Here is a 24101-nt window from a genome sequence, read left to right on the forward strand (position 1 = left end):
GAAACAGGTATATTGAAAAATATGCATATCTATCAAGGCGTCGGACAGATGGACTCGGTTATAGAGTCTTCTGTCGTCACAATTGGCAATTTTGACGGTGTTCATCTGGGACATCAGCAACTGATTGAAACGGTTACTCGCGAGGCTCAGCACTATGGTGTCCCTGCGGTCGTGTATACTTTCCATCCTCATCCGGTAAAAGTGCTTTTTCCCGAGCGACAAACGCAAAGAATGTTCGACCTGCGGGATCAGCAGGAACGCTTCGCTGCCGGTGGGATTGACTGCGTGATTATCGAAAATTTCACCCGTGAATTTGCCCAGGTTTCGGCGCAGGATTTTCTGCAAAACTTTGTGATGAAGAATCTTAATCCGAAAACCCTGGTCGTGGGACATGACTTTAATTTCGGAGCGAACCGCACTGGCAACATATCGTTTCTTGAAGGGTTCTGTGCACAGCACGGAATTCGCCTGATCGTGATTCCGCCATTTCAGTTGAATGGTCAGGTGGTTTCCTCCACACGCATTCGTGAAGCTTTGCAGGCGGGTGAAATCGAAAAGGCGGCACAGCTTTTAGGTCGACGCTATTATCTGCGCGGCAACGTGGAAAAAGGTTTTCAGCGCGGCCGCACGATTGGGGTTCCAACTGCCAACGTGCATCCGGATGTGGAGTTTGTTCCGCGCAAGGGTGTTTACTTTACTTACACGCGCATCAACGGTCACAATCATCCTTCGATCACCAACATCGGTGTGAATCCCACTTTCCAGGAAGATGGCAAGCCGGGTCCTGTGAAAATTGAAAGCCATATCTTTGATATGGATGCCCAGCTTTATGGGGTGGAAGTCGAAGTGGAGTTGTTGCACTTTCTGCGCGACGAAATGAAATTTTCCGGAATCGATACATTAAAGCAGCAAATTTCCGCCGACATGACAGCGGCCCGAAAGTATTTTGATGAGCAAAAAAATTCTTGAGTTCCGCGAGGGAGATCCCAGCACTCTGTTTCGTTTCTTGCAGTTTGCCGCAGGCAAACGCCCGGGTCTATTGGAGCTTGAGCAGCATCCCGCCTACGCTGAAGAATTACTGAAAGGTGCCGATGCCGCGCTGTTTTCTTTCGAACAGGCGCGCGCGTTGTATCCTTCATTGCAGATTTTGCCGGCGCAGGTGCGCATGCTTGAATGTTTTGATTTAAGTCTGCCAGAAGGCGACAAGTGGTATCCGCGTTTGCTGTTCTATGAAGCTCTTCGTAAAATATTGGTGGAAGAGGCCCGTGATCTGGATATTCGCATGCCTGCATTTATTGTGGGTGAGGGCGAGTGCCTTCGAATTGCGGCGGCAGTTTGTACGGAGCTGGGTTTTCGCGAAATCTATTTGATGGGGGAAACATCACTCATCTGCATCGGGAAGCCCGCATTCTGTCCCGGGGAAATCTGGGAATCAAATTTACAGTGCTGGCTGTGGAAGAACTGACCATTCAGGCGATCAGTGCGAGTTTAATCATTAACACCGTCCAGTTGCGGCCCGACAGTGAACTACTGACGGATTTGTCTTATTTCAACTTTATGACCAATGGCGGGTACGCCTTTGACTGTCACCTTGGAAACTTACAAAGCGAACTTATGGAAGAAGCCAAGCAGGCAGAGCTTAAGACGCTGTTCCCTAAAAATATGCTTCGGGCTTTGGTCGAGACAGTTTTTGAAAAGCTCAAACAATCTGAACTTGTGACGCCTGCTGAGTTATCAGACTGGATCGATCAGTTCCAAACGGAAAACTCTTCTTCCGTCTAGTTACAAAAAACGGCACCCTGGTATAAAGTTATATCGGGGAGCCACAATGTCTTCTTTCAAGATTGGTGAAATATTAGTTAAGCAGGGTCTGCTCAAACCGGATCAGCTTGCTCATGCTGTTGAAGAGCAAAAGAAATCCGGCACTGCGCGATTGACTGGTGTCATCACGCAGTTGGGTTTTCTTAAAGAAACTCAAATTCTTCGCGCCATGGAAAAGCACTTTGCCGTTCCAGGTGTTGAGGTCTCGTCATTTGAAATTGATTCCACGGTTTTACAATTAATTCCAAGAGATGTCTGTGATCGTAATCAGTTGATTCCGTTGCAAAAAGCGGGATCCACGCTGGTTGTCGCCTTTGCCGATCCCAGCAACATCATGGTTAAAGAGGACTTGCGCTTCATCACCCGCTGTAAAATTCAGGCGGTGGTTGCGACGGAAACCGCTATTGCTGCCAGTATTGAAAGATACTACGGCGGTAACATCAACGTTAAAAACCTTAATACCATTGCGGAAAGCATGGAGGAGGAGTACGCCTCTTCTTCCACGGCCGAAATCATCGACTCCGATGCGGGTGGGGATGAAGCGCCGATCGTAAAATTCGTGAATCAGATTCTGGGTGATGCAATCATCAAGAAAGTATCTGATATCCATTTTGAGCCTTATGAAAAAAGATATCGCGTACGCTTTCGTATCGACGGTAATTTGATTGAAGCCACGCAGCCGCCGCAAGGAACGGGTGCCGCGATCGCTTCGCGTATCAAGATCATGTCCAAGCTCGACATCGCGGAAAAACGCCGTCCTCAGGATGGTCGTTTGAAAGTTCGTACCAAAAAAGGCCGCGAGATGGATTTCCGTGTCAGCGTTCTGCCAACAATCTGGGGCGAAAAAGTCGTTTTGCGTTTGCTTGATAAATCCAATCTTCAACTGGACATGACAAAGCTTGGTTTTGAAGAGGACGATTTGAAACTCTTTAAATCCATGATCAATCTGCCACAGGGAATGGTTTTGATCACCGGTCCAACGGGTTCCGGTAAAACCACGACAATTTATTCTGCCCTGGCCGAGTTAAATAAACCGGACGTGAATATCTCCACAGCGGAAGATCCGGTGGAGTTCAATCTGGAAGGTATCAATCAGGTTCAAATGAATCCTGATATTGATTTGAATTTTTCCAGTGCCTTGAAATCTTTTCTTCGTCAGGACCCGGATATCGTTATGGTGGGGGAGATTCGTGACCTTGAAACGGCAGAGATCGCCTTTAAAGCGGCCTCCACAGGTCACTTGGTTGTAAGTACACTGCATACCAATGATGCCCCGGGTACCGTGGTTCGTCTGACTGAAATGGGTGTGGCAAACTATATTATCACTTCGTGCGTGAACTTAGTGGTGGCGCAACGTCTGGTGGGTAAGAACTGCGAATCGTGCAAACAGCCAATCGAAGTTCCGGCTCAGACATTGATAAATCTGGGTGTGCCACAAAATGAAGTGGGTGATTACAAATTGATGCGTGGTAAGGGTTGTTCGAACTGCAACAACTCCGGCATCAAAGGTCGTCTGGCAGTTTATGAATTGCTGGCGATGACCGAGAAAATGAAAGAGGCGATCCTAAAGGGCGCTTCCACGGGACAACTTCGTTTCCTGGCTCGTGAGCAGGGGATGAAAACACTTCGTCGTTCCGCATTGTTAAAGCTTAAAAGAGGCCAGACAACAATTGAAGAAGTCTTGAATGCATCTGTGAAGGACACATAATGAGTTTAACAGAATTGTTAATGCAAGCGAAGGCTAAGAAATCCCAGGAATTTTTATTTGTCGTTGGCAGCGAGCCGCGCGCGCGCAGCACGACAGGTTGGGAAAGTTTGCGCAGCTCTCCAGGGTTGATGACAGAGTGGAAACTTCTGCAGCAAAGCTTCCTGGATGATCATCAGAAAACGATGCTTGAAACCACGGGTGCCGTGGTGGGCGAAACGGCTCTTGAGAACATGCGCATTGGTTTTTCATTCTTTCAGCATGAAAGCACGATGAAGGCGATCATTGATCTGGATCTGGATGGTTCAAGATTTGATATGCCTCTGCCTGGCAGCTATATGGAAACCTGCCTGCGCATGAAGGGTTTGGTTATCGTTTCTGGGGCGGGTGAATCCGGTCAAACGGGAACTCTATATAAAACCATGCAGAAAATGGGCGAGGAAAAGTCGTTCATGGGTGTGGTGTTTTCAACCCGTCCGTTTCCGCAAATGCGTGAAGCTAAATCCTGCTTTTTGTATCACAACGGAATTTTCGCCACTAAGGACGAGCGCGATAGCTTTTTAAATGGTGTTGATGTTGTGGTTTACGACGGCGCTTCTGACGACAGCAGCTTCCTTGAAGCGATGGCTTTGGCAGAACGCGGTGTTTTTGTTATTTACTCCATGCGGGCTCCATCTTTGATGAATGCACTACGCCGTTGTCTTTCTGTGATGACGGATCGTTTCGGTCAGCACGGGTCTTCACGATTTGCAGAGGTATTTTCGATGGGACTTGGGCAGTATGCTATGCCGGGCCTGGGGAATGACCGTGTTTTTGCTCACGAGTTGCTATTGGTAAAACCACAGATTCGTGAATTTATCGAACGTCAGGAAATGACTGCCTTGCATTCAGTTCTGACAACAGCTCCTGAAAATTCCGGTATTTTGACTTTGAATCAATCTTTGTTGCAGCATTTGATCCGCCGTCGTGTGGATTTGAAAACTGCATTTGAAACTTCCCGTGATCCAGACAATCTAGATCAACTCCTAAAAAAGGTGGGCATCTAGATGGCCAAGTTCCAGTATCAGGCCAAGGCCGCGACCGGAGGAATTGTTTCGGGGGAAATCGAAGCTGGGAGTCAGCAGGAAGCGATCATTCGCTTGCGCGCTCAACAGTTAATGCCTACGAAACTTGTGGTGGTGGCAAGATCTGGAGCGAAAAAAGCCGGTGCTTCGCAGCCGATGTTCGGTGGGCGAGTCAAGGGTAAGGACTTGCAGATTTTCACGCGTCAGTTTGCAACACTTATCAACGCCGGTATTCCGGTCGTGGATTGTTTAAAAATTCTTTCTGAAGGTCTGCGTCCCGGTCCACTGAGAAGTGCGGCGGGGCAGGTTAAGACTTCCATCGAAAGCGGTCGTCGTCTGGCGGACTCCATGGCACAAGTGCCCTTGGTATTTGATAAGCTTTACGTGAATATGATTCAGGCGGGTGAAGAAGCCGGTATCCTGGATGGTATCTTAAATCGTCTGGCTCTTTACATGGAGAAATCTGAAAAACTGAAAAGTCAGGTCAAAGGTGCGCTGGTTTATCCGGCGGTTATCATGGTGGTCGCGTTTGCGGTTATCACCGGTATCCTGGTTTTCATCCTTCCAAAATTTATGGAGTTCTTTAACTCCGCTGGTAAAGAACCACCGGCTCTGACTCAGGCCGTGATCGCGCTTTCAAACTCCATGATCCATCAGTGGTATTTGTACGTTGCCGGTGTAGTCGGGGTTCCGTTTGCGATCCTTCAGTACTACCGCACCGACGAGGGCCGCGACACCATGGACCGTTTGTTTTTCAATGTTCCGGTATTTGGTGAGGTTATTCAAAAATCCGCGATTGCGCGTTTGACCCGTACACTTTCCACGCTGCTTTCATCGGGTGTGGGTTTGATTGAGGCCATTGATATCTCCGCAAAAACCGCCGGAAATATCGTGATCGAACAAGCCCTGCTTCGTTGTAAAACATCAGTCACCGAGGGTCGTACTTTTGCGGCTCCTTTGGGGAAAGAAAAAGTTTTTCCTGAGATGGTGGTGCAGATGATTTCCATCGGTGAGCAGTCCGGTACTATGGATATCATGCTGGGTAAAATTGCCGATTTCTATGAGGATGAAGTTGAAACAGCCGTTAAAGCGATGACTTCATTGCTTGAGCCGTTAATGATGGTATTCCTGGGCGGTATTATCGCGATCCTGGTTATTGCCATGTATCTTCCAATCTTCTCTATGGCAGACGTTGTCGGCGGGGGATAATGCGCTTAAGTTACGCCCTTCAGAATTCTAAAAAACAGGGACTGACCGTCGAGTTCGCTCGCGTCAGTCTTTTTGTCATTGTTCTCCTGGTCAGTGTGATTTCCACAATGACTCAAGGGAGCTTTGTAAACTGGTCGGTGCAGGCACCTTTTTATCTGGTGCTGACATTGGCTTTGGGGCTGCACATCGTGTGGATCGCGGAGTGGGATCAGCTCTTACAAAATCCACGGGCTTTGTTCCTTGGCTTTGTTCTGGATTCTGTCTTCATTTCCCTGTTGATTTACTATTTCGGATTGAATCAATCCCTGTTGCTGTTTTTGCATCTGGTAAATATTCTGCTGGCGGGGATTGCGTGCCGTGGAGTGGGTGCTTTAACTCTGGCATTATTCACCAGTATCACTTTCACCACGGCGGCATTGTTTTCGCCCGAGATGAAAGCGCTGAATTTCTTTTTCCTGTTGGCACTGAATAATATCGCCTTCTTTTCTGTGGCGGGATTGGCTGGCTTCCTGAGTGAGCAGCTTCAATCCGTCGGTAAAGAATTAAAGCAAACCGGTTTAAGCCTGCGTTCCGCTCAGGAATTAAATAATTTTGTGATGGAGAACATTCCCTCAGGGATGCTTTCTTTTACCGCTGATGGCCAGGTGTTAACCGCAAATAATTCGGCTTTGGAAATTCTGGGGAAATCCCAGCCCTCAGAGATCAACTGGTATGGTTTGTTTCCAGAAACTGAAAAGTCCTCTGACAATTTCAGAGGCGATTTAAAGTACGTCGAAAGTGCTGAACAAGGGGCAAAAATCCTGGGTGTGACGATTACTAAAGTTTTCAGCCCGGATTTGCAGCAGCCTCTTTCGATTGCCCTGGTTGATGATTTAACCCGCATTCGTCAGCTTGAATTTGCAGCACGCCAGAATGAAAAGCTCGCAGCGGTCGGTGGATTGGCAGCGGGGATTGCCCATGAGATACGCAATCCTTTGGCGGGTATCAGCGGCAGTATCGAAATGCTGACACAAACAGTGACGAACGACGATGATCGTAAGCTTATGAAAATCGTACTTCGTGAAATTGATCGTCTGAATAATCTGATCACTGAGTTTTTGGATTACGCGCGCCCTGAAAAGCCGCCGACAGATGCGGTGGATATGGCGTTTTTGCTGAATGAAGTTCTGGATGCCATAAAAACAGACGGTAAGGTTCGCGCCGATGTTGAGCAGATCCGTGAAGTCGTTCCTGGACTGAAAATTTTGGGTCATCGTGATAAGCTTAAGCAGGTCTTCCTGAACATCGTGCTTAATTCTTATCAGGCGATGCAGGATTCAAGTAAACCTCAGATGATCGTGAAAGCTGTCGCAAATGATAAATCGATCGTGATCAGTTTGCGCGATACAGGGTGTGGCATGAGTGAAGCTACCCGCAAGAAAATGTTTGAGCCTTTTCATACGACGAAGCCCAAAGGCACAGGCCTTGGTCTAGCTGTGACTCACAAAATTCTGGAAGGCCATGGGGCGCAGATATTTGTCGAGAGCGAGCAGGGTGTAGGGACAGAGTTTATTTTGACTTTCCCTAAAGCAAACTAAAGAATAGATGTTATATATTCACAGGATGTGGGAGCGAGATACATGAAGCCGAGAATTCTTGTTGTCGACGACGAAGAATCAATACGCGAATTTCTAGAGATCATGCTGAAAAAAGAAGGCTATGAGATCACTTTGGCTGAAGACGGCCAAAAAGCGAAAGACCTTCTTACGAAAAAATCATTCGACATGATCATCTCCGATTTGCAGATGCCTCATGTAACAGGTATTGAGCTTCTTAAACACGTTAAAGAATCTTATCCAGACACAGTGTTCATGTTGATCACTGCCTTCGGTACAACGGAAACGGCCGTTGAAGCGATGAAGATGGGTGCCTACGATTATTTGACGAAACCGTTCAAAATCGATGAAGTTCGTTTGAACATTCAAAATGCGCTTCGTTCGCGCAATTTGGAAGTTGAAAACAGAACTCTCAAAAAAGAGCTGACGAAAGAATACTCTTTCCAAAGCATGGTTGGTAACTCTCCAGCGATGCACGCGATCTTCGACATGGTAAAACGTGTATCACAAACGCCAACAAACGTTTTGATCACAGGGGAGTCGGGTACAGGTAAAGAGGTTGTAGCGAAAGCAATTCACTATAACGGTCCTTTGAAAGATCGTCCTTTTGTAACTGTAAACTGCGGTGCCATTCCTGAAAATCTGATGGAATCAGAAATGTTCGGTCATAAGAAAGGTTCCTTTACCGGAGCTGTGGCTGATAAAGCCGGTCTTTTTGAAGTGGCTGATGGCGGTACATTATTCCTGGATGAAGTGGGTGAATTGCCCCTGACAATCCAGGTAAAATTACTACGTGCTATTCAGGAACGCGTGGTTCGCCGCGTGGGTGCTACTGAAGATATGAAAGTGGACGTGCGTATCATCGCTGCGACCAACAGAAATCTTGAAGAGATGGTGGCTAAAGGAACATTCCGTCAGGATTTGTTCTATCGTTTGAACGTAATCAATATCAAAACTCCAGGCTTGCGCGAGCGTCGTGAAGACGTCCCTTTGCTGGCGAACCATTTCCTTAAAAAGTACAATGAGCGTTTGAATAAAAATATCGGCGCGATCAGTGCTGAGGCGATGGAAATTTTGAAAAAGTACGATTACCCGGGTAACGTGCGTGAGCTTGAAAATATGATCGAGCGCACAGTGGCTTTGGAAGGTGGAGCAACGATTCTGCCTGAGTCCCTGCCACCGATGGTAAATACAAATTCGGGCCGCAAGATGGCGTCTTCCAATGAAATTGAGATGGGAGATGACGGGGTTGACTTGGATAAAGTCATGGGCCAAATTGAAAAGGAACTTTTGATCAAGGCGATTCATTCCGCGGGTGGCGTGAAGAAAAGAGCAGCCAAGTTGCTTCACATTTCTTTCCGTTCAATGCGTTATCGCATTGAGAAATACAATCTCGGCGTCGTGGGTGACGACGAGCTTGATGACGAATAATCACTTCTCAAAGTGACAAGAAAGCCCCCCACGGGGCTTTCTTCATTTTAAGGGTTTAAAGGAGGCACCAGATGACAGTGCAGGAAGATAAAAAGAAAATCGTCGAGTTGTTGAATGAAATCATCGAAATGGAAATTTCGGCGGTCATTCGTTATCTGCATTACGCCTTGATGATCAAAGGCCCTAATCGTATTCCCATCGTTAAGTGGTTCCACGATCAAGCGAACGAGGGCTACGCCCACGCTTCGATGATCGGTGAAAAGATCACCGCTTATGGCGGCCATCCTTCGTTGAAAGTATCCCCGGTTCCAGAAACCAATACACATAAAGTTTTGGATATTTTGGCAGAGAGCCTGGATTTTGAATTGAAAGCTTTAGCGAAATATAAAGATCTTTTAAAGCACGTTGGTGACGATGTGGCTTTGGAGGAATTAGTGCGTGGTCAGATCCGTCTGGAGACGGAGCACGTTGAAGAAGTTCGTAAGATGTTGGATGTAAATCACTAAATTCTTAATGGATTTTTAAATAAAAAAGCCAGGAGTGATCCTGGCTTTTTGCGTTTTCTAACGTGTTACTTTCAGTTTTATTGAGCAACGTAAACCGGGATTTCCAAGTGCTCTGCCTGGCCATTGATAACGAAATCAAGGCGCACATCCCATTTTCCACGCATCACGAACCAGGCATTTGTAACAAGGTAAACGCCGTTGGCATTTTCCACGATATCAAGCGGGGAAGATCCATGACCGTGATGACCCATTTGCATCCACAGGTCGGCCTTAAAGTTAGTGATCGCAAGACCATCGAAACCCTGAATCAAAACCTGGAACTGACCTTCGGTTTCGGAAGAGACATCTGTTTTATATAGAAGTTGTGCGCAAAGAGCCGGGGATTTTTCCGAACAAACGATGGCGCTAAGCTCTCCTGCCTTTGGTGACGAAGGTGCCAATGGAACCTGTGCAGATGCGGAAAAACTTAAAGTAATGGATGCAATCAACGTTGCAATGGCTGTAAGTAACTTCATAAACTCTCCCTTGTAGATGCTTGATATAGCAGGGTTTATTGGGAAAACCATTTTATTTATTTTAGGTGCAACAATGAGATGCAGGTCGTTTTGGCGCTTGGAATCAACTCGGTCTGGTCAGGTCGAGAGGTGCTTGAGAATCATTGAGCGCGAGCTGAGGGCGATATTTAAGATGCGGAACGCTTTTTATGCGATTGGCCGTCAGCTTTTCGGCCCAAAGTGGCAACGAAGTCGAACTTTAAATGTAATAAACACTGTGATACCATAGTTTTATGAAAATCAGCCAAATAAGCAAAATCAGTAAAGATACCGGATTGAGCCCTGAAAAATTGGCCGTCTATTTTCAAGTGTCCAACATGACTCTTCGTCGTTGGTTGAAAAAAGGGGGAACTGTCAGAGTTCCAGCCCAATATGACACGAATATCTACCAAGGCATTTTGAGCATGGTTAAAGACGGAGTCATCGACAAGGATCACGAAAGCGTGAAGGAAGCTTACGAGTTTTCCCAATCCCTGTTTGCCAACAATTCATTTATGATGATGGATTTGCAGGCAGCTCAATTCGAGCAGTCGGAAGCCAACGAAGATGGTTTGATGGACCTATGCCTTCGTCTGGGTCAGCGTGATGACAGTCTGACGTATGTTCAAAACAATGAAACGACTTTGCAAGCCCTGGAAAAGAAAAGTCCAAGCATCCGTGAAAAGGTGATGACTCTGTGGAGCGTCCTTAAGGACGGCGAAATCCAAAAGACTTCAAAATATGTTGCTGTTGGAGCGCTTTACTATCTGGTGTTTCCATTCGACTTTATCCCGGACTCGGTCCCAGGGGTGGGTCTTCTGGATGATTTCGCAATCCTTTCGATTGCGGTGGATCACTACCTGCGAATTAAAAACCTAAAAGGCTAAGCCTAAAAAAAGCATCTCCCGAGAGATGCTTTTTTTATTCGTCCCGAAGCTTTGCCAATCGTGTGACCGGACCTGGAATCAAGGATGTGGCGATCGCCAGGATGACCAGGGTTGCGAATATTTTCTCGCTAATCAGTCCCTGTTGCAGAGCAAGGTTTGAGATAATGATCTCGACCGCACCCCGCGAGTTCAGGGTAAGACCCAGCAAAAGACTGCGCTGCTTGCTAAAGCCCATTTGTCTTGCGGTCCAATAGCTGCCGCCCCACTTACTGACACTGGCAAGGATGAAGACCAGAAGGACCTGTGACCAATCCAGGTTTAGCCATAGATTTAATTTCCAGCCGATGCTGATAAAGAATATCGGACCGAACACCCAGGTGTTCAGGCGCTGTAATTGTTCGCGCAGGCGTTCGCTGGGATAGGGGCTGTCAGACAGCGCAAGCCCCAAAAAGAAGAACACCAGGGACAGGTGAGTGACAAACCAGCTCTTCAGGCTTTCAGCCGGCAAAATCAGGGCAAAGCACACCCAAGCCAAAATATCACAAAGTGTGGCGGTCGCGATTATCAGTCGGCCGAGGTCGGTATGATAAAGCTTTAAGTCTTTCAGAATCTGAATAGCTACCGGTAATGCTGACACCGCCAATGCCAGCGCGATAAATATATAACTCTCCGGACCCGCCAGGGGAGTGTCGCGCAAAATAATCATGGCGGCTATCAGACCGGTTAAGAAGGGAAAAAGAAATGCTCCCACACTTAATTTGGCAGCGGGCAGCAACTGGCGTCCCATTTTTTTAAAGCTTAATTCCAACCCCGCCATCAGCAAAAAAAGATTCGCACAAATTGAAGCCACTGGGTCCGCAAATTTAGGAAAACCGATTTCCAAAAAGGACGGACCCATAACTAAACCAACGAACAAGAACAAAAACAGTTTCATTTACGGGACTTTCTCCAGGCAAAGAAAATCAAAGTTCCTGCCGAAGTTAAAAGAGCCAAAATCAGATAAACGCGATTTTCCGTTGTAGGTTCATTCGATGAACGAATACCGAAATAGTACACGGCAGTTTTTAGTATGATACTTGATTGAATGATCACCCAAACATAGGGAAGCATTTCCAGGAAAATTCTTTTTTCCTCGGATTGTACTTTGGGTCTTGGTTTTAAAGTCGGATTAAATCCCCAGTATTTATGATGATGAAAATCAGCAACTACGAAATGCCAGGCCTCGCGAAGTTCGGAGGCAGAAATCACCGCAGAATCTTTCTGGATAAGCACCTGATCCAGCTTCTCCAGAGCCAAAGCGCGCAGCGCTTTCTCGTCTTCTTCTGTGAAAAAGCCACGGGAAGTCGCAAAATCGTCACGGAAATTCTTCTGTGATTCAGTAAGGGCTTGCTGGGCTTCTAACGACAGTGGCGTTTTCATGTTCGCAATTTATGACAGAGGTCTGGAGTTTGTCAAAAGCCTTGTTGTTTTGCAGCTGACTTGCACGGACTCTGAAACTACAGAAAATCGGAGGGATATAATGAGATCCAAGCAGTTGGTTCTTACGCTTCTAAGTACGACTCTGTTAAGCTGTGCAAGTTCAGAGGGCGTTAATGCCCAGGTAAGTTCCACCAAAAGTGATGAGCTTAAAAAAATCGCTGCAGACACTTATATCTATGCATATCCAATGGTCGTTATGGCGACCACTCGGGAAGTGATGACGGCGGTCCCTCGTCCCACCAGGGAGCAGGCTCCGATAAATCAACTCGCCACCGAGCGAACACTCGTCGATCTAAAATCCACGCAGACCTATCCGGAATCAGACACCTTAACCAGTCTTTCCTGGTTGGATCTTCAGGAGCCGCAGGTGATTTCTCTTCCGAATGCGGGAAATCGCTTTGTGGTTTTCTCGATGATCAGCGCCTGGGGAGAAGTTTTCGCCTCCTTGGGAAGCCGGGTTGGTGGCAACGGTGAAAAACAAGTGCTGGTGACGGGCCCGGGTTGGAAAAACCCGGTGCCAGCAGGTATGCAGCACATTTCAGCACCCACAAATTCCGTGTGGCTGGTGGGAAAAGTACAGGTCAAAGGATCGAATGATTTGAATCGTGTGTATGCCTATCAGGATAAGATGCGCGTCACATCCTTGTCTCGCTATAATTCCAAAGAGCCCCCGCCAAATTCTGTGAACTTCAATGTCGATGTGGATCAAAGAACACCTATTTTGGATCAAGTGGCTAACATGGACGCCAGAGTCTTTTTTGCCACCTTTGCCTCTGAGCTTCAAAGAAATCCACCGGCCCAAACAGACGGAGCCATTGTTTCAAAGATGGCGGCCCTGGGAATATTTCCGAATAAGGAATTTAATTACGACACTCTTCCGGCTTCCGTGAAAGAGGCCTTAAATTCCGGTTACTTTGCCGGGCAAAATCAGTTTGCTGACTATCAGCGCGGTACTCCGAATCTGCGCATCACGAACGGATGGGGCCAGCCGATCTTAGCCGGCAGGTATGATGGGAACTATCGCGTGCGGGCGCTCATGACGAAACTGGGATTTGAAAAAGACGCCTCCCAGGATATGGCCTTTGCACAAGCGACCGTCGATACCCGGGGGGATCGCCTGAACGGTAGTTATAAGTACGTCTTGAAATTTCCCAAAGGACAAACTCCACCGGTGCGGGGATTCTGGTCCGTGTCCCTGTATAACACCCGAAAATTTTATGCGGAAAATCCGATGCATCGCTATTCGCTAAATAACACCCATCAGCTGAAACGCAATGCTGACGGTTCGACAGATATCTATGTTCAAAATGTGTCGCCGGGAAAAGCGTGGGAGTCCAATTGGCTGCCGTCGCCAGCCGGAGAGGATTTCAGTCTGGTGATGCGAATGTATTGGCCGGAACCCGTGATTCTGGATGGTAAATGGAAAATTCCGGCACTGGAAAAGATACCGGAATTCAAAAATCTGTCTGAGAATTTAAATTAAGGAAAAGACTATTTTCTTTTTTGAAGGGCGACGTTCAGATCTTTTGCCAGATCCTGGAAATAGTCGCCTTCACGCAATTTGATTTCAACGGGTTCGGCCTCTGGTTTTGCCGCACGATTAATGATGCGACGGATATTGAACAAAGGGCCCACGATTTTGCTGGTAAGTTTATTGGTCAGATAAAATCCCGCAACCAGGCAGGCAATGACCACCAAAAGTTCATTCACCAGGAACATGACTTTGTGATGATTGATAAACTCAGCGATGGTCATGGAGCCATACTCGCCAGACAAAGCTTTACTTTCAAGCTTGCTGATAAGAACCCAACCCGCAATCACCTGAGCGATAAAAATGCCGGTCACGAAAAGGCCTACAAACATCAAAGCGTCGTACTGAACTTCGCGGTTCACAATGAGCTTGCGGCGGTGCTTGAAAATACTCATAAGCTGTCCTGGTTGGCGTTTATATAAATATATCGTGAATAACCGGCGAGTTGCTGGATATTTCCGAACCAAGGCAGGAGTTTCTCAATTTAATACAGGGTCAATATGGGAGGGGAATTGGGTTGTCAGTTTCCTGAACAAATCCAGAAGGAAACTGGCGGGGAAACTTACTTAAATTTTGCCACCGGGATATCTTTGCCCAGATACTTTTGCAGCATGTGATCGTATTCAGGTGAAGCTTTTAAAGCCACCATGCCACGCTCAAACTTATCCTGCAGTTCCAGGGAGTCTGCGTGGGTTTTTGAAAGCTGCATGTAAATCGGCTCGTTCGTTAGCTCCAACACAGGAGTGATGACATCCTTAAGTTCCGGGTGATGGTTCAGGTAGTAATACAAAACCATTTCATCAATGGCAGCAAACTTAACCCGGCCGGACTCAACCAGACGAAGAGACGTCATATCGTTGACTGTGTAATAGCGCAAAATACGGGTGTTTTGATCGAACTCTTTTCCAAACGTGAAGCCGCTTGGCAAAGCCACCATCTTGTATTCGAGATCCGATACTTTTTTGAACTTCTTGTGGTTGGCCTTGATAAAGTCACGGCTTGTGACGATCAGGCCCCGGCTGCGAAACAAGAAGGAGGTTGGAAAGGTGTATTTAAGTTCCAGGTCCGCATTGCGAGCGGTGTTGGCGCAAGCCACTTCCTTGCCTTCAGGCTCAGTCAAAGCCATGCATCTTAAATAGGTGACTTGCTGGATTTTCGCGTCCGCTCCACCCAAGCGCAGGGCGGCTTTAATCAGATCAATGGTCAGGCCCGCAGGCTGATTGTCTTTCACGTAGGCGTAAGGAGGCCAATTGTCTTCGACTAGAATACGGAATGACTTCTTCGCTTGCGCAGGAAGCGCCAGGAAGAGTGCCATAGCAATCATAGTTCCGTGTCTTTTAACATTTAGCATGGGCGCACTTTAAATCAAAATCTAATCAAAATGTTAATTACCATTGTGCAAAGGTAAAAATTAGTTTCACTAAGCTTTGTGAAAACGGCGAAGGCTCCAGAAGGTTAACGGTTTTGAACTGTGGTGACTTCAATCTGGTTTTTGAAGTCACGCAAAGCGGACTTTTTAAGCGCCAGCGTTCAAAGTGACCAGCAAAAAGAACAACAAACCAACGACAAAAAGAAGCTTCTGAACAGCCTGGGACTTAGAACACAACATTGGGAAAACCTCGTGAAGGAGGAGTTCTACGCTGAGGCCCCTAGGTCGTCAAAGGGGATTTAAACTTTTGATCCAGCGGTACGGAGGCATCAAAGAGAAAATGGATCTTTTCCCACTTTTCACAGGTCGGAGACTCAATATAGACGTTTTCACCGCTCCATGGGTGAGTGAACTCGATACTGCGGGCTTTTAGGCATAACCCCGCGATTCCTAAGTCATTTCTAAAGAATCGGTTATGGTGCGAATCGCCATGGTAGGCGTCCCCAAGCAGAGGATGGGAGATGCGATTGAAGTGGCGACGGATCTGGTGGTAGCGACCGGAATGGGGTTTAGCCTCCACCAGAGAGTAACGGGCCGCAGGAAATTTTTTCCCGACAGCCACCGGGATTTCAAGGGTGGCCTTGCGGGTGAAAGACGTATGGGCCTCCACCAAGGCGCCAGTTGAATCAAGTTCCAGCGGAATTTTAATGTCACCTTGTTCCGGCGTAAAGCCACGGGCCACAGCCCAATAGGTCTTTTGCGGTGAGCGCTGAGCAAACATCTTGCAGATCGTCCCGGCTGCTTCCGAAGAAAGCGCAAACAATAAAACGCCACTGGTGGCAGCATCCAGGCGGTGCACCGGGAACACGTGCTGCTTCATCATATTGCGAACCAGGTACAGACAAATTTTATCCCGGGGGATTTTGTATTGCGAATCCTCCGGCGGGTGCACGTGAAAACCTGATGGTTTATCAACGGCGATAAAGTGTGTGTCTTGATATAGCAGCTTCATAGGCCCCAACCTAGGGTGCGCGCTTTCTTTTGTCCAGCGATTCCTCAGCAAAGGTCCAAGGAATTGAAGAGAACTCCATGATCATTCGCAAAACACGGCAAAAAAATAGTCCTTCTGAAAATGTTGACGGATTCTAAAGGGAGGGGGAGGCACTATGAAACAGAAAAAAGTTCTTTTTGTCGCAACCAATACGGTTCGTCTGGGAAATACCGGGCATCGCACCGGAGCCTTTCTTTCAGAACTCACCCACCCATATGAAGAAATAAGCGCCGCTGAATACGACATCGATATCGCAAGCCCCCAAGGAGGCGAGATTCCCTTGGATGGAATCAAAATGGATGATCCGATCAACGCGGTTTGGATGAATGACGAGGACTTCCTGGAAAAAATCCAAAACAGCATTCCGCTTGCCGAAGTCAGAGCACACGAATATTGCGCTATCTATGTGGCCGGCGGCCACGGCGCTATGTTTGATTTACCGGATGATTCCACTCTGCAAAGCCTGGTGGCGGATATTTATGAAAACGATGGCGTGGTGGCAGCCGTATGTCACGGCACGGGTGGCCTGGTGAACTGTCGCAATTCCCAGGGGGAGTACTTAATCAAAGATCATGAAGTGACAGGCTTCAGTAATGCTGAAGAGGAAATGGTCGGCATGGAAGATGTGGTTCCTTTTTTACTTCAGGATAAAATCCAATCCCGCGGTGCCAGTTACACTCACGGACCTAAATTTTCGGCTCACGTCGTGAAAAGCGGACGTCTGGTGACGGGGCAAAACCCTGCCTCTGCGATGGGGGTTGGCCAGTCGGTGGTTGAAGTATTAGAGTTTATTGAAACGGGATTGGATCTGCCAGCGGTGAACTGGTGTGAGTGGCATGCCCATCCTTAAAATATTTTTTTAAAACTTTTTCGGTGGGTTCTTTTCCTAAGGGGGAAAACCCACCGTTTGTGGTGGTGTCGGTGTCATCATCAACCAAAACCTGCCAAATCCCCACGCTGCTAATCCAATTCATTTGCGGATTCCAGACCGAACTTAGAAGTGCATCCCAGGCGACGGCTTGGTGCTGATAATTAATCGGAGCATCGTCACCTTCATACAGGTAAGGGGAGACAAAACATTTTTCCACACTGCGATAACCGACTTCCTGGATCGCCAGGAGTTTGCGAGTGTGGGTGGCGGTGTTGATTTGGTTCACAGAGTTTTGCAATTGATAAGCGTAGTGATGGCTAAAAGGAGTCAGCACATTCATTAACTTGTCATACTCTGTGGGATAATGGGTATCCGCAGCCCCCAGCGCCCGATAGTAATCTACGCCAATGAAATCCAGTTCACTCCAGAAGTTTCGCAGGTATTGCTGGTGCAGGATTTCCTCGTCGGTCTGTGCCTTAAACGTTAAATCGTGGCGCCACTGTTCAAACTCACCACCCCAGGTGCGTACTCCGTTTTCCAACACATACTGATCGGTGAAGTTTGCGCCATAGGTGATTTTTACGTCCTTACCCAGGATCTGCCGGGTTTGAAATATAAACTTGATCCAAAGATCCGGTCGGCCAAAGCGCTGCGTTTTTGAACGGCTTCCCAGGCCCGATGTCAGCGAATGCATTTCTGCACCGATCGAATACCAGGCCGCACCGGTTCTTTTCGCGATTTTCAAATAGCGCGCATGATAGTTAAAGAAGCTGCGAAACCAAAGTTGCGGATCTGTGGGGTTGATGTTGCCGTGCCACCATAATTTTCCTTGTTCATCTTCCCACGGAAATTCCCCTTTGGGTCCGACGACCAATAGGATCGGCCTAAAGGCTGCTTGCAGACCCAGGCCCTTTGCATATTGGATGGTGGCTTCCAGGTGATATTCTTCCTCGCGCTGAAGTTCTGATGGAACAACCGAAAACACTTCGTTGGAGTTGCCACCAATCATTCGCGCCCTAAAATTGAAGATGACGGTTGTTACTCCCAAAGCTTTGATTTTTTGCAAAAGACGACGGACCCGGGTGCCTTGGTCGGTGTTGTCGATGCGAAAGCCGGTGGGCCAATAGGTGATAATATTCACAGCAGCCTCCCTTGAAGGGGCCGCTTTTACAGAGATTGAAGACGCCAGAAAAATAAAACACACCAGCAATACAAGTCTCATGCTTTTATTTTTATGAAGTTTGCTAAGTTTGCAAGCAGACTGCCAACACTGGCCTTTGGGCGCTCATCCAGTGCGAAACATCAAAATGTGGTCGGCTGGAATTCGCTGTAGAATAGAGAAATGAGACTCTTAGTGATTCTTTTTTTTAGTTTAACCTTTTCAAAATCTTTCGCCTCCGGGACTGTGCCACCGCTGTATGAAAGCGTTTTATTGGTGGGGGACGACCATGTTGCCGGAGCTTTTGGAAATGCCTTGGACCGATACCTGCGAACCATCGCGGTGGATGTGAACACGATTGCTCAATGCGGATCGACTCCAGATAATTGGATTGGAAAGAGTGCGGAATTCACTCCCACCCGTTGTGGTTATTGGCAGCGCAATGAAGCGGGTCAGGAAAAAAGATCCAAGGAGTTTAAACCCCGGTCTTTCCAGGAAGAACTTGCCAAAGCAGATCCGGATCTAACGGTGATAGTTCTAGGAACCTTCCTGTTGAAAGATTCCAAGGAGATGGGAGAACAGAAGGCCGCCATTGAAAAAATGGTGGAGGATGTTCGCAATGTGGCCAGTCGATGTATCTGGGTGGGGCCGCCTCAACTGAAAAAACCACCGTATTCCGACAACCTCCAGCAAGGTGTGCGGATGTTTGAGAGTATTTTTAAGAAACTGCGCTGTGACTATGTCGACAGCACCAGACTTTCCACCTACAAAGGGAAAAACGGCATCGATTATCAGGTTGCAGCCGGCACCAATTGGGGTGCAGCTGTCAGTCGAGAGATCGAAAAACTCAATCGCCCCACTGCGCGCGAAGTTTGGGAGTCCGACAGCACTCTTCCTGTTGAAACCGGAGGGCCGGCTGGTGGCGAACCACGATAATTTCTTCGCTGAAAAGTACTTTTTCACCTGCCGAAAAATAAGGCAAAATACCCATTTTCTCCTCTGAATTCTGCGAAATCCATGGAGTCAAACAAGCCCTTTGATAATCTCTTAAACAAAAAAGCCCCGGTGACGAAAACTTCTCCAGTATCAAGTTGAGATTGCAATACTTTTTTATGGGGATCACGTCGTTTTCAGGGGAAAATTGTCGATAAGGGCATGGGGGATATGATGCGATTCTTTACTACCACACTTATCGTTGCAATGGGGCTGACCGGTGTACACCAATCAGCTACTGCCCAGGTTAAACCTGTGGTTTCTGCAGCCGACCCTTCAGCAATGGAAGCAAAAGCACGCAAGATGTATGAGCGTTTGACTGGAACAAAGCTTCCAGCAGACAGCCCGATCGTGGCACAAATGACGGCGCTATTGAACAGAGGCGACCTTGCTGGTGCAGCACAGATCGCGACTGCTGATAATAACTTTCTTAATATCACTGTAAAGTTGATGGCTTTAAAACTTTCAACGCGTGATGAAACTATCAAAACAGAATTGAATGATATGGTGGCGACGTTCATCGGTGTGACTCGTGATCAGACCGATGCACGTGAACTATTGACCGGAAATATTTATTACATGGGCAGTGGGGCTAACGTTCGCTCAGACATGGTTGCTGATTTGCTTATTTCCAATAATCACTACTTGGATCTTGAACAGCAACGGGTGAACCTGGCAACGAACCTGGTTCGCAAAACAGGCCAGCAGATTGCAACCAGCGCTACAACTGCTGTTGCGAATCCGGACCCTGCGGGAGTTCTAACTTTGCGTGCCTTTATGGGGGCTCACGCGGCTGCGGGGACGAATCGTCGTTTGGTCGAATATACTTTCCGTGAATTCATGTGTGTACCATTGAACGACTGGGCCGACACGGGTGCCTCTGACTTGCGTATCGGGCGCGACATCGACCGTTTCCCAGGTGGAGACCACACTAAGTTTGCGACCTCGTGTAAGGGTTGCCACACAGTGATGGATGGCTTCCGCGGTGCTTTTGCCAAATGGGATTTCGACAGTCTGGGTATCAAGCACTCGGATGTAAATACCCGCGGCGGTTCGCCGGCAGATTACCGAATCGCAGCTGACACCAATACGGGTGTGATCATTAAAATGAACCGTAACAGCAGTGTGTTTCCTTCAGGTTATGTCACGACCAATGCATCTTTCGTGAATAACGCTATCAGACCGAAGAACGCGGATTTCTTCGAGTGGCGCGGGGATGCACTAAGTGGCACCGGTGCCGCTGGGTTTGGTCGCGTGGTCGCAAACTCCCGAAGATTCAGTCAGTGTATGGCGAAAACAGTGTTCGAAACTGTTTGCCGCAAAACTCTGGATCCGGTTGCGGATAAAGCGAAACTTAAACAATGGGGCGATGAGTTCGAACAAAATGGCTACAAGCTGAAAAGCCTGTTCGAGAACATGGCAACCAAAACAGAGTGCTTGAACTAGAAAGAAGGGGGGATTTATGAATAAGAAATATTTTAAATTTATATTTTATGTTCTTCCTTCGATGATCTTCGTGGCGATCAGTTTTAATAACTGTGGTCGTTACGGGCAACTTCCTGTCAGCCAGGATTTCGCTTCCACTGGATCAAGCGCTGTTGAAGAAACGGATTCAGAAAAGCTGGGGATTCCCTATGCTCTTCTTTCCGCTGAACAAACCATGGCATCAATGATGCGGGTGACGAATGTCACGGCCGTCAGCACCACGTTGTCGACGGAGTATAGCAATCGCTATGGCGCTTTGGCTGCAGGCAACGATCTTAGCATGGCCAATGGTCCGTTAATGCTAAGTGCGACCAGTCTTGCGGGTGAAGTGTGTAACTCACTACTCACGACAGAAAAAGCCCAGGCGGCAGCTCAACGTGCATTCTTTGGCAGTGTGAATTTCGCAGCCGGGGTGAGCTCGTTGACTGACGAAGCTTTTGCTACCAGCGTGCGCGGGATGGCTCGTTCTTATTGGGGCAGAAACGTGAACGGCGAAGAGTTAGCCTTACTGCTGGGATACAAAGCTGATTTTATTGCAGCTCTGGCGGCGAACGCTCGTACGCAGGCGGCATCAACCAGCAACTTGATGCTGGCGACTTGTGCAGCAATGCTTTCAAGTTTTGATGCGATTACTTACTAATATTTGATTTTAGTTTTTAGTTTTGGATTTCTCTGGGGGGAGAATATGGCAAAGAATAAAAAAGACATCCCACTGTGGGCACAGTCAGGTCACAAAAAACCTGTCAGTCGCCGTGATTTCCTGTCAGCAGGGATTATTCCTTTTGCGGCGCACATGTTTGTGCCAAATTGGATGTCTTTGGTTTTGGGAAATTCAGCCCAGGCAGCAACGGTAGCGGATTGTCCAATTCCAAACTCATTGATTCCCTTTGTCACTGTGAATCTTAGTGGTGGTGCCGCGATGGCGGCAAACTATGTGCCGATGAATGCGGCCCGCCAGCCTATTTCCACTTATAACAAGCTTGGTATGGGTAATAACCAGGTTCCTATTGAACGAGCATTTGGTAATGCGCCCTTCGCGGGCAATGGTATCAGTAAATTTTTGACCGGACTAAAAGCGCGCGCAAATGCAGCCACTATAGCAAAAACGGCGTTTATTGCGTTTTGCGTGGACTCCCAGAATGATACGAACGCCAACAAATTTGATGTCTCGGGCGCCATCACTAAAGCAGGTTTGGTAGGGTCCAATCTGCCCAATATGGGAAATCGCAATACACGCACTGGGATGAACCAGTCAGCGGGGTTCGCTCCACCACCGGCTCCCTTGGTTGTCGGAAATTATAACTCTTTACTGACATCAATTGGTTACAGTGCCTCTTTGGGTTCCGCATTGAATGCCTCGCAAAAAGGCTCTTTGGTCAAATTGATGAGTAACCTGACTGAAAGTCAAACTCGCAAGATTGCATCTATTCAGGGCGGTGAAACTGTGAAAACAGTTTTGGATTGTGCGGGTATTAAGAATATGGATGTTATTGCCAAAGGTAACTCGGCAGTGGATCCAAGATCCAGTTCCGCAGTTGCTGGCGTTTGGGGCATTAATGCCAATACAGCGAATAACAATCGTGAACTGCTGTTTGGTGCCATGGTTTACAATACATTATTAGGTCAGGCGGGATCTTCAAATTTGGAAATCGGCGGTTACGACTATCACAATAACACACGTACGGCGGGTGATGCTAAAGACCTGGATGCCGGAAATGAAGTCGGCAGAATTCTGCAAACGGCATCGGTGTTAAATAAGCCCGTGATGGTGCTGGTGGTTTCAGACGGTTCCGTTTACAGCGATCCATCTGAAGACCGTGCGGCCCCCTGGGTGGGTGACCGTGGGCACGGTGTGGCTTATTTATTTTATTTCGATCCAGCAGGTCGTCCTGCAACCAGCGACTTCCAGGTTGGCCATTTCAATAACAATCAGGCCTCCGATCCGTCTTTTGTGACGGGATCAAATCCTGAGTTGGTGGCGGCTGCGGTATTTGCAAACTGGTGTCAGGCGAATAAGCGCATGGATCTGTTTGATCGCGTTGGCGGTCGTATTCTGGATGCGAATCAGCTATCACAGGTGATCAAAGTAGCCTAAGTTTTTTGGTTTCGTTATTGGGTCGTTTGCTCGGGGGAGTGATGGGGACTAAGTTTGGACAAAAATTATTCTGGGCCGTTGGGGCTGTGGTTACACTTGTTGCATTCAACAATTGTGGCGAAGGCTTCGTTATGAGCAGCATCTCCGGTGGCAGCACTTATTTTTCGACTGCGAGCGGTGAGACCTGTGAAGAGGCCATCGTAAAAGTTTATGCCAGCACCTTTCATCCTTTCCTGACTCAAACCTGCAGTGGCTGTCACGTGGCGGGTGGTCCGGGCCTGGGAGTGTTTGGTGCGACCGATATTAAAACCTCGTACACGGCTTTTGCAAGTGTCGGGGCTGCGAAGATTTCTTCGCAAGCGGTGAATGCCTCTCATAAACCCCCATATACGGGACCAGCGAATCAGGCGCGCATCACGGAAATTAATAGCTACTGGTCAGCAGCGCAGGAAAAATACGCGGCTTGTCTGGTGGATACCGGGGCAACAGCACCTTCCAGTGCGGTTAAATCCGCATTCGTTACAGTTCCTGCAAATCTGGCAACAACAACGAACTTCCAAACCATGACTTGGGATTTGGCAGCGGCCACTCCTTCCGTTCCGTTGACGGCGACGATTGAAATTCGTCGTGCAGTGGTGGGTGGGGTGACTCAGGGTTATGAGTTCCGTAACCCTTCGCTGCGCTTAAAAAATACTTTCTCTGGAAGTTATCAGGCTCAGATGATCAGTATTTACGTTAATCAAAGCCTGGCGACAGAAGTTACTACCTATCAAAACGTGAACGCGGTGATTTCGACGACGGCTGCGACCAATCTGTCGGCGGGAACAGCGAATGCCTTGCTGGTGATGACTCCAAATACGGGTGATGTGATTGCCCTGCAATTTGCGACACTGAAATCCACAAGCTCAACGAATCCAACGCCGACTCCAACGGCGACCGCTACCGCTTCACCGACGGCAACTCCAACTGATGTGAAGTTCTCGCAGTTGGTGGCATCGGGTGGGGTGTTTGCGAATAGCTGCGTGTCTTGCCATGCTCCTGGGAAAGCCAGTGGGGGATTGGATTTGACGAACTATGCAGCGGCAAAATTGGCGGCAGCAAATATTAAATCCCGCATGAACAACGCCAACAATCCAATGCCGACAAGTGGAATCTTACCGGAAGCCCAACGTAATATCGTTAATTCCTGGGTCGACAACGGCGCTCCTCAATAGGGAGCACTGCAAAATAGCGTTACATATTCCAAGCTTTTGATTTGCGCCTCATCAGTAGGAACCATAGACTGAAATTCCAATTCGGTTTTGTTCTTCAAATGAG

At 47.8% G+C, this 24101-nt stretch carries 24 protein-coding genes; 17 read left to right on the forward strand and 7 right to left on the reverse strand.

Annotated features, from left to right (window positions below; translation table 11 throughout):
- Positions 1–21 precede the first annotated feature (21 nt).
- From ACLWNV_RS07070 to ACLWNV_RS07110, 9 genes are all read left to right on the forward strand, one after another.
- Positions 22–969: a bifunctional riboflavin kinase/FAD synthetase gene (locus ACLWNV_RS07070; RefSeq protein ID WP_413587227.1), complete on the forward strand. Its 948-nt coding sequence runs from the start codon at positions 22–24 to the stop codon at positions 967–969.
- Positions 950–1465 (forward strand): hypothetical protein, encoded by a 516-nt coding sequence (locus tag ACLWNV_RS07075; RefSeq protein ID WP_413587228.1) that lies wholly within the window; start codon positions 950–952, stop codon positions 1463–1465. The genes ACLWNV_RS07070 and ACLWNV_RS07075 overlap by 20 nt, the downstream gene beginning before the upstream one ends.
- Positions 1453–1782, forward strand: coding sequence for a hypothetical protein (locus tag ACLWNV_RS07080; protein WP_413587229.1), 330 nt, complete (start codon positions 1453–1455; stop codon positions 1780–1782). The genes ACLWNV_RS07075 and ACLWNV_RS07080 overlap by 13 nt, the downstream gene beginning before the upstream one ends.
- A 46-nt stretch (positions 1783–1828) precedes the next feature.
- Positions 1829–3529: a type IV-A pilus assembly ATPase PilB gene (gene pilB / locus ACLWNV_RS07085; protein ID WP_413587230.1), complete on the forward strand. Its 1701-nt coding sequence runs from the start codon at positions 1829–1831 to the stop codon at positions 3527–3529.
- Positions 3529–4572 carry a twitching motility protein PilT gene (locus ACLWNV_RS07090; protein WP_413587231.1) on the forward strand — a complete coding sequence of 348 codons (1044 nt, stop codon included), beginning with the start codon at positions 3529–3531 and terminating at the stop codon, positions 4570–4572. Before pilB ends, ACLWNV_RS07090 begins: the two co-directional genes overlap by 1 nt.
- Positions 4573–5799, forward strand: a complete 1227-nt coding sequence (locus ACLWNV_RS07095) for a type II secretion system F family protein (RefSeq protein ID WP_413587232.1) — start codon at positions 4573–4575, stop codon at positions 5797–5799.
- Positions 5799–7376, forward strand: coding sequence for a two-component system sensor histidine kinase NtrB (locus ACLWNV_RS07100; RefSeq protein ID WP_413587233.1), 1578 nt, complete (start codon positions 5799–5801; stop codon positions 7374–7376). Before ACLWNV_RS07095 ends, ACLWNV_RS07100 begins: the two co-directional genes overlap by 1 nt.
- A 42-nt stretch (positions 7377–7418) precedes the next feature.
- A complete protein-coding gene (locus ACLWNV_RS07105) occupies positions 7419–8825 on the forward strand; it encodes a sigma-54-dependent transcriptional regulator (RefSeq protein WP_413587234.1) in 1407 nt (468 codons plus the stop codon).
- Positions 8826–8896: 71 nt separating this feature from the next.
- A complete protein-coding gene (locus tag ACLWNV_RS07110; RefSeq protein WP_413578282.1) occupies positions 8897–9331 on the forward strand; it encodes a ferritin-like domain-containing protein in 435 nt (144 codons plus the stop codon).
- 77 nt (positions 9332–9408) lie between these two features.
- Here ACLWNV_RS07110 and ACLWNV_RS07115 read toward each other — a convergent pair whose 3' ends face one another.
- Complete coding sequence (locus tag ACLWNV_RS07115) at positions 9409–9846, reverse strand: hypothetical protein (protein WP_413587235.1); 438 nt, start codon at positions 9844–9846, stop codon at positions 9409–9411.
- 272 nt (positions 9847–10118) lie between these two features.
- On the opposite strand from ACLWNV_RS07115, the gene ACLWNV_RS07120 reads away from it, so the two are divergent.
- On the forward strand, positions 10119–10751 hold the full coding sequence (locus tag ACLWNV_RS07120; protein WP_413587236.1) for a YkvA family protein: 633 nt from the start codon (positions 10119–10121) through the stop codon (positions 10749–10751).
- Positions 10752–10785: 34 nt separating this feature from the next.
- Here ACLWNV_RS07120 and ACLWNV_RS07125 read toward each other — a convergent pair whose 3' ends face one another.
- Both ACLWNV_RS07125 and ACLWNV_RS07130 read right to left on the reverse strand, forming a co-directional pair.
- Positions 10786–11685 (reverse strand): cation:proton antiporter, encoded by a 900-nt coding sequence (locus ACLWNV_RS07125; protein WP_413587237.1) that lies wholly within the window; start codon positions 11683–11685, stop codon positions 10786–10788.
- Positions 11682–12170: a hypothetical protein gene (locus ACLWNV_RS07130; protein ID WP_413587238.1), complete on the reverse strand. Its 489-nt coding sequence runs from the start codon at positions 12168–12170 to the stop codon at positions 11682–11684. Before ACLWNV_RS07130 ends, ACLWNV_RS07125 begins: the two co-directional genes overlap by 4 nt.
- Before the next feature lie 100 nt (positions 12171–12270).
- Between ACLWNV_RS07130 and ACLWNV_RS07135 the strand changes: the two genes are divergently transcribed.
- On the forward strand, positions 12271–13713 hold the full coding sequence (locus ACLWNV_RS07135; RefSeq protein ID WP_413587239.1) for a DUF1254 domain-containing protein: 1443 nt from the start codon (positions 12271–12273) through the stop codon (positions 13711–13713).
- An 8-nt stretch (positions 13714–13721) separates the two neighbouring features.
- On the opposite strand, the gene ACLWNV_RS07140 is transcribed toward ACLWNV_RS07135, so the two are convergent.
- The 3 genes from ACLWNV_RS07140 to ACLWNV_RS07150 all read right to left on the reverse strand — a co-directional run bounded on the left by ACLWNV_RS07140 (position 13722) and on the right by ACLWNV_RS07150 (position 16142).
- A complete protein-coding gene (locus tag ACLWNV_RS07140; protein ID WP_413587240.1) occupies positions 13722–14156 on the reverse strand; it encodes a HAMP domain-containing protein in 435 nt (144 codons plus the stop codon).
- A 167-nt stretch (positions 14157–14323) separates the two neighbouring features.
- The gene (locus ACLWNV_RS07145; RefSeq protein ID WP_413587241.1) at positions 14324–15112 is read right to left on the reverse strand and encodes a substrate-binding periplasmic protein; all 789 of its coding nucleotides are present in this window, start codon (positions 15110–15112) and stop codon (positions 14324–14326) included.
- Positions 15113–15410: 298 nt separating this feature from the next.
- On the reverse strand, positions 15411–16142 hold the full coding sequence (locus ACLWNV_RS07150) for a pseudouridine synthase (RefSeq protein WP_413587242.1): 732 nt from the start codon (positions 16140–16142) through the stop codon (positions 15411–15413).
- 154 nt (positions 16143–16296) lie between these two features.
- On the opposite strand from ACLWNV_RS07150, the gene ACLWNV_RS07155 reads away from it, so the two are divergent.
- On the forward strand, positions 16297–17031 hold the full coding sequence (locus ACLWNV_RS07155; RefSeq protein WP_413587243.1) for a type 1 glutamine amidotransferase domain-containing protein: 735 nt from the start codon (positions 16297–16299) through the stop codon (positions 17029–17031).
- On the opposite strand, the gene ACLWNV_RS07160 is transcribed toward ACLWNV_RS07155, so the two are convergent.
- Positions 16970–18274 carry a glycoside hydrolase family 113 gene (locus tag ACLWNV_RS07160; RefSeq protein ID WP_413587244.1) on the reverse strand — a complete coding sequence of 435 codons (1305 nt, stop codon included), beginning with the start codon at positions 18272–18274 and terminating at the stop codon, positions 16970–16972. The two genes, ACLWNV_RS07155 and ACLWNV_RS07160, sit on opposite strands and share 62 nt — an antisense overlap.
- A 120-nt stretch (positions 18275–18394) precedes the next feature.
- Here ACLWNV_RS07160 and ACLWNV_RS07165 point away from each other — a divergent pair, with 120 nt between their 5' ends.
- The 5 genes from ACLWNV_RS07165 to ACLWNV_RS07185 all read left to right on the forward strand — a co-directional run bounded on the left by ACLWNV_RS07165 (position 18395) and on the right by ACLWNV_RS07185 (position 23998).
- Positions 18395–19147 (forward strand): SGNH/GDSL hydrolase family protein, encoded by a 753-nt coding sequence (locus tag ACLWNV_RS07165; RefSeq protein ID WP_413587245.1) that lies wholly within the window; start codon positions 18395–18397, stop codon positions 19145–19147.
- Positions 19148–19378: 231 nt separating this feature from the next.
- Positions 19379–20650 (forward strand): hypothetical protein, encoded by a 1272-nt coding sequence (locus ACLWNV_RS07170; protein ID WP_413587246.1) that lies wholly within the window; start codon positions 19379–19381, stop codon positions 20648–20650.
- A 16-nt stretch (positions 20651–20666) separates the two neighbouring features.
- A complete protein-coding gene (locus tag ACLWNV_RS07175; protein ID WP_413587247.1) occupies positions 20667–21329 on the forward strand; it encodes a hypothetical protein in 663 nt (220 codons plus the stop codon).
- A 45-nt stretch (positions 21330–21374) separates the two neighbouring features.
- Complete coding sequence (locus tag ACLWNV_RS07180; RefSeq protein WP_413587248.1) at positions 21375–22784, forward strand: hypothetical protein; 1410 nt, start codon at positions 21375–21377, stop codon at positions 22782–22784.
- A 41-nt stretch (positions 22785–22825) separates the two neighbouring features.
- The gene (locus ACLWNV_RS07185) at positions 22826–23998 is read left to right on the forward strand and encodes a hypothetical protein (protein WP_413587249.1); all 1173 of its coding nucleotides are present in this window, start codon (positions 22826–22828) and stop codon (positions 23996–23998) included.
- Positions 23999–24101: the final 103 nt, after the last annotated feature.

Source organism: Bdellovibrio sp. HCB274 (assembly GCF_047306075.1).
Lineage (GTDB): Bacteria > Bdellovibrionota > Bdellovibrionia > Bdellovibrionales > Bdellovibrionaceae > Bdellovibrio.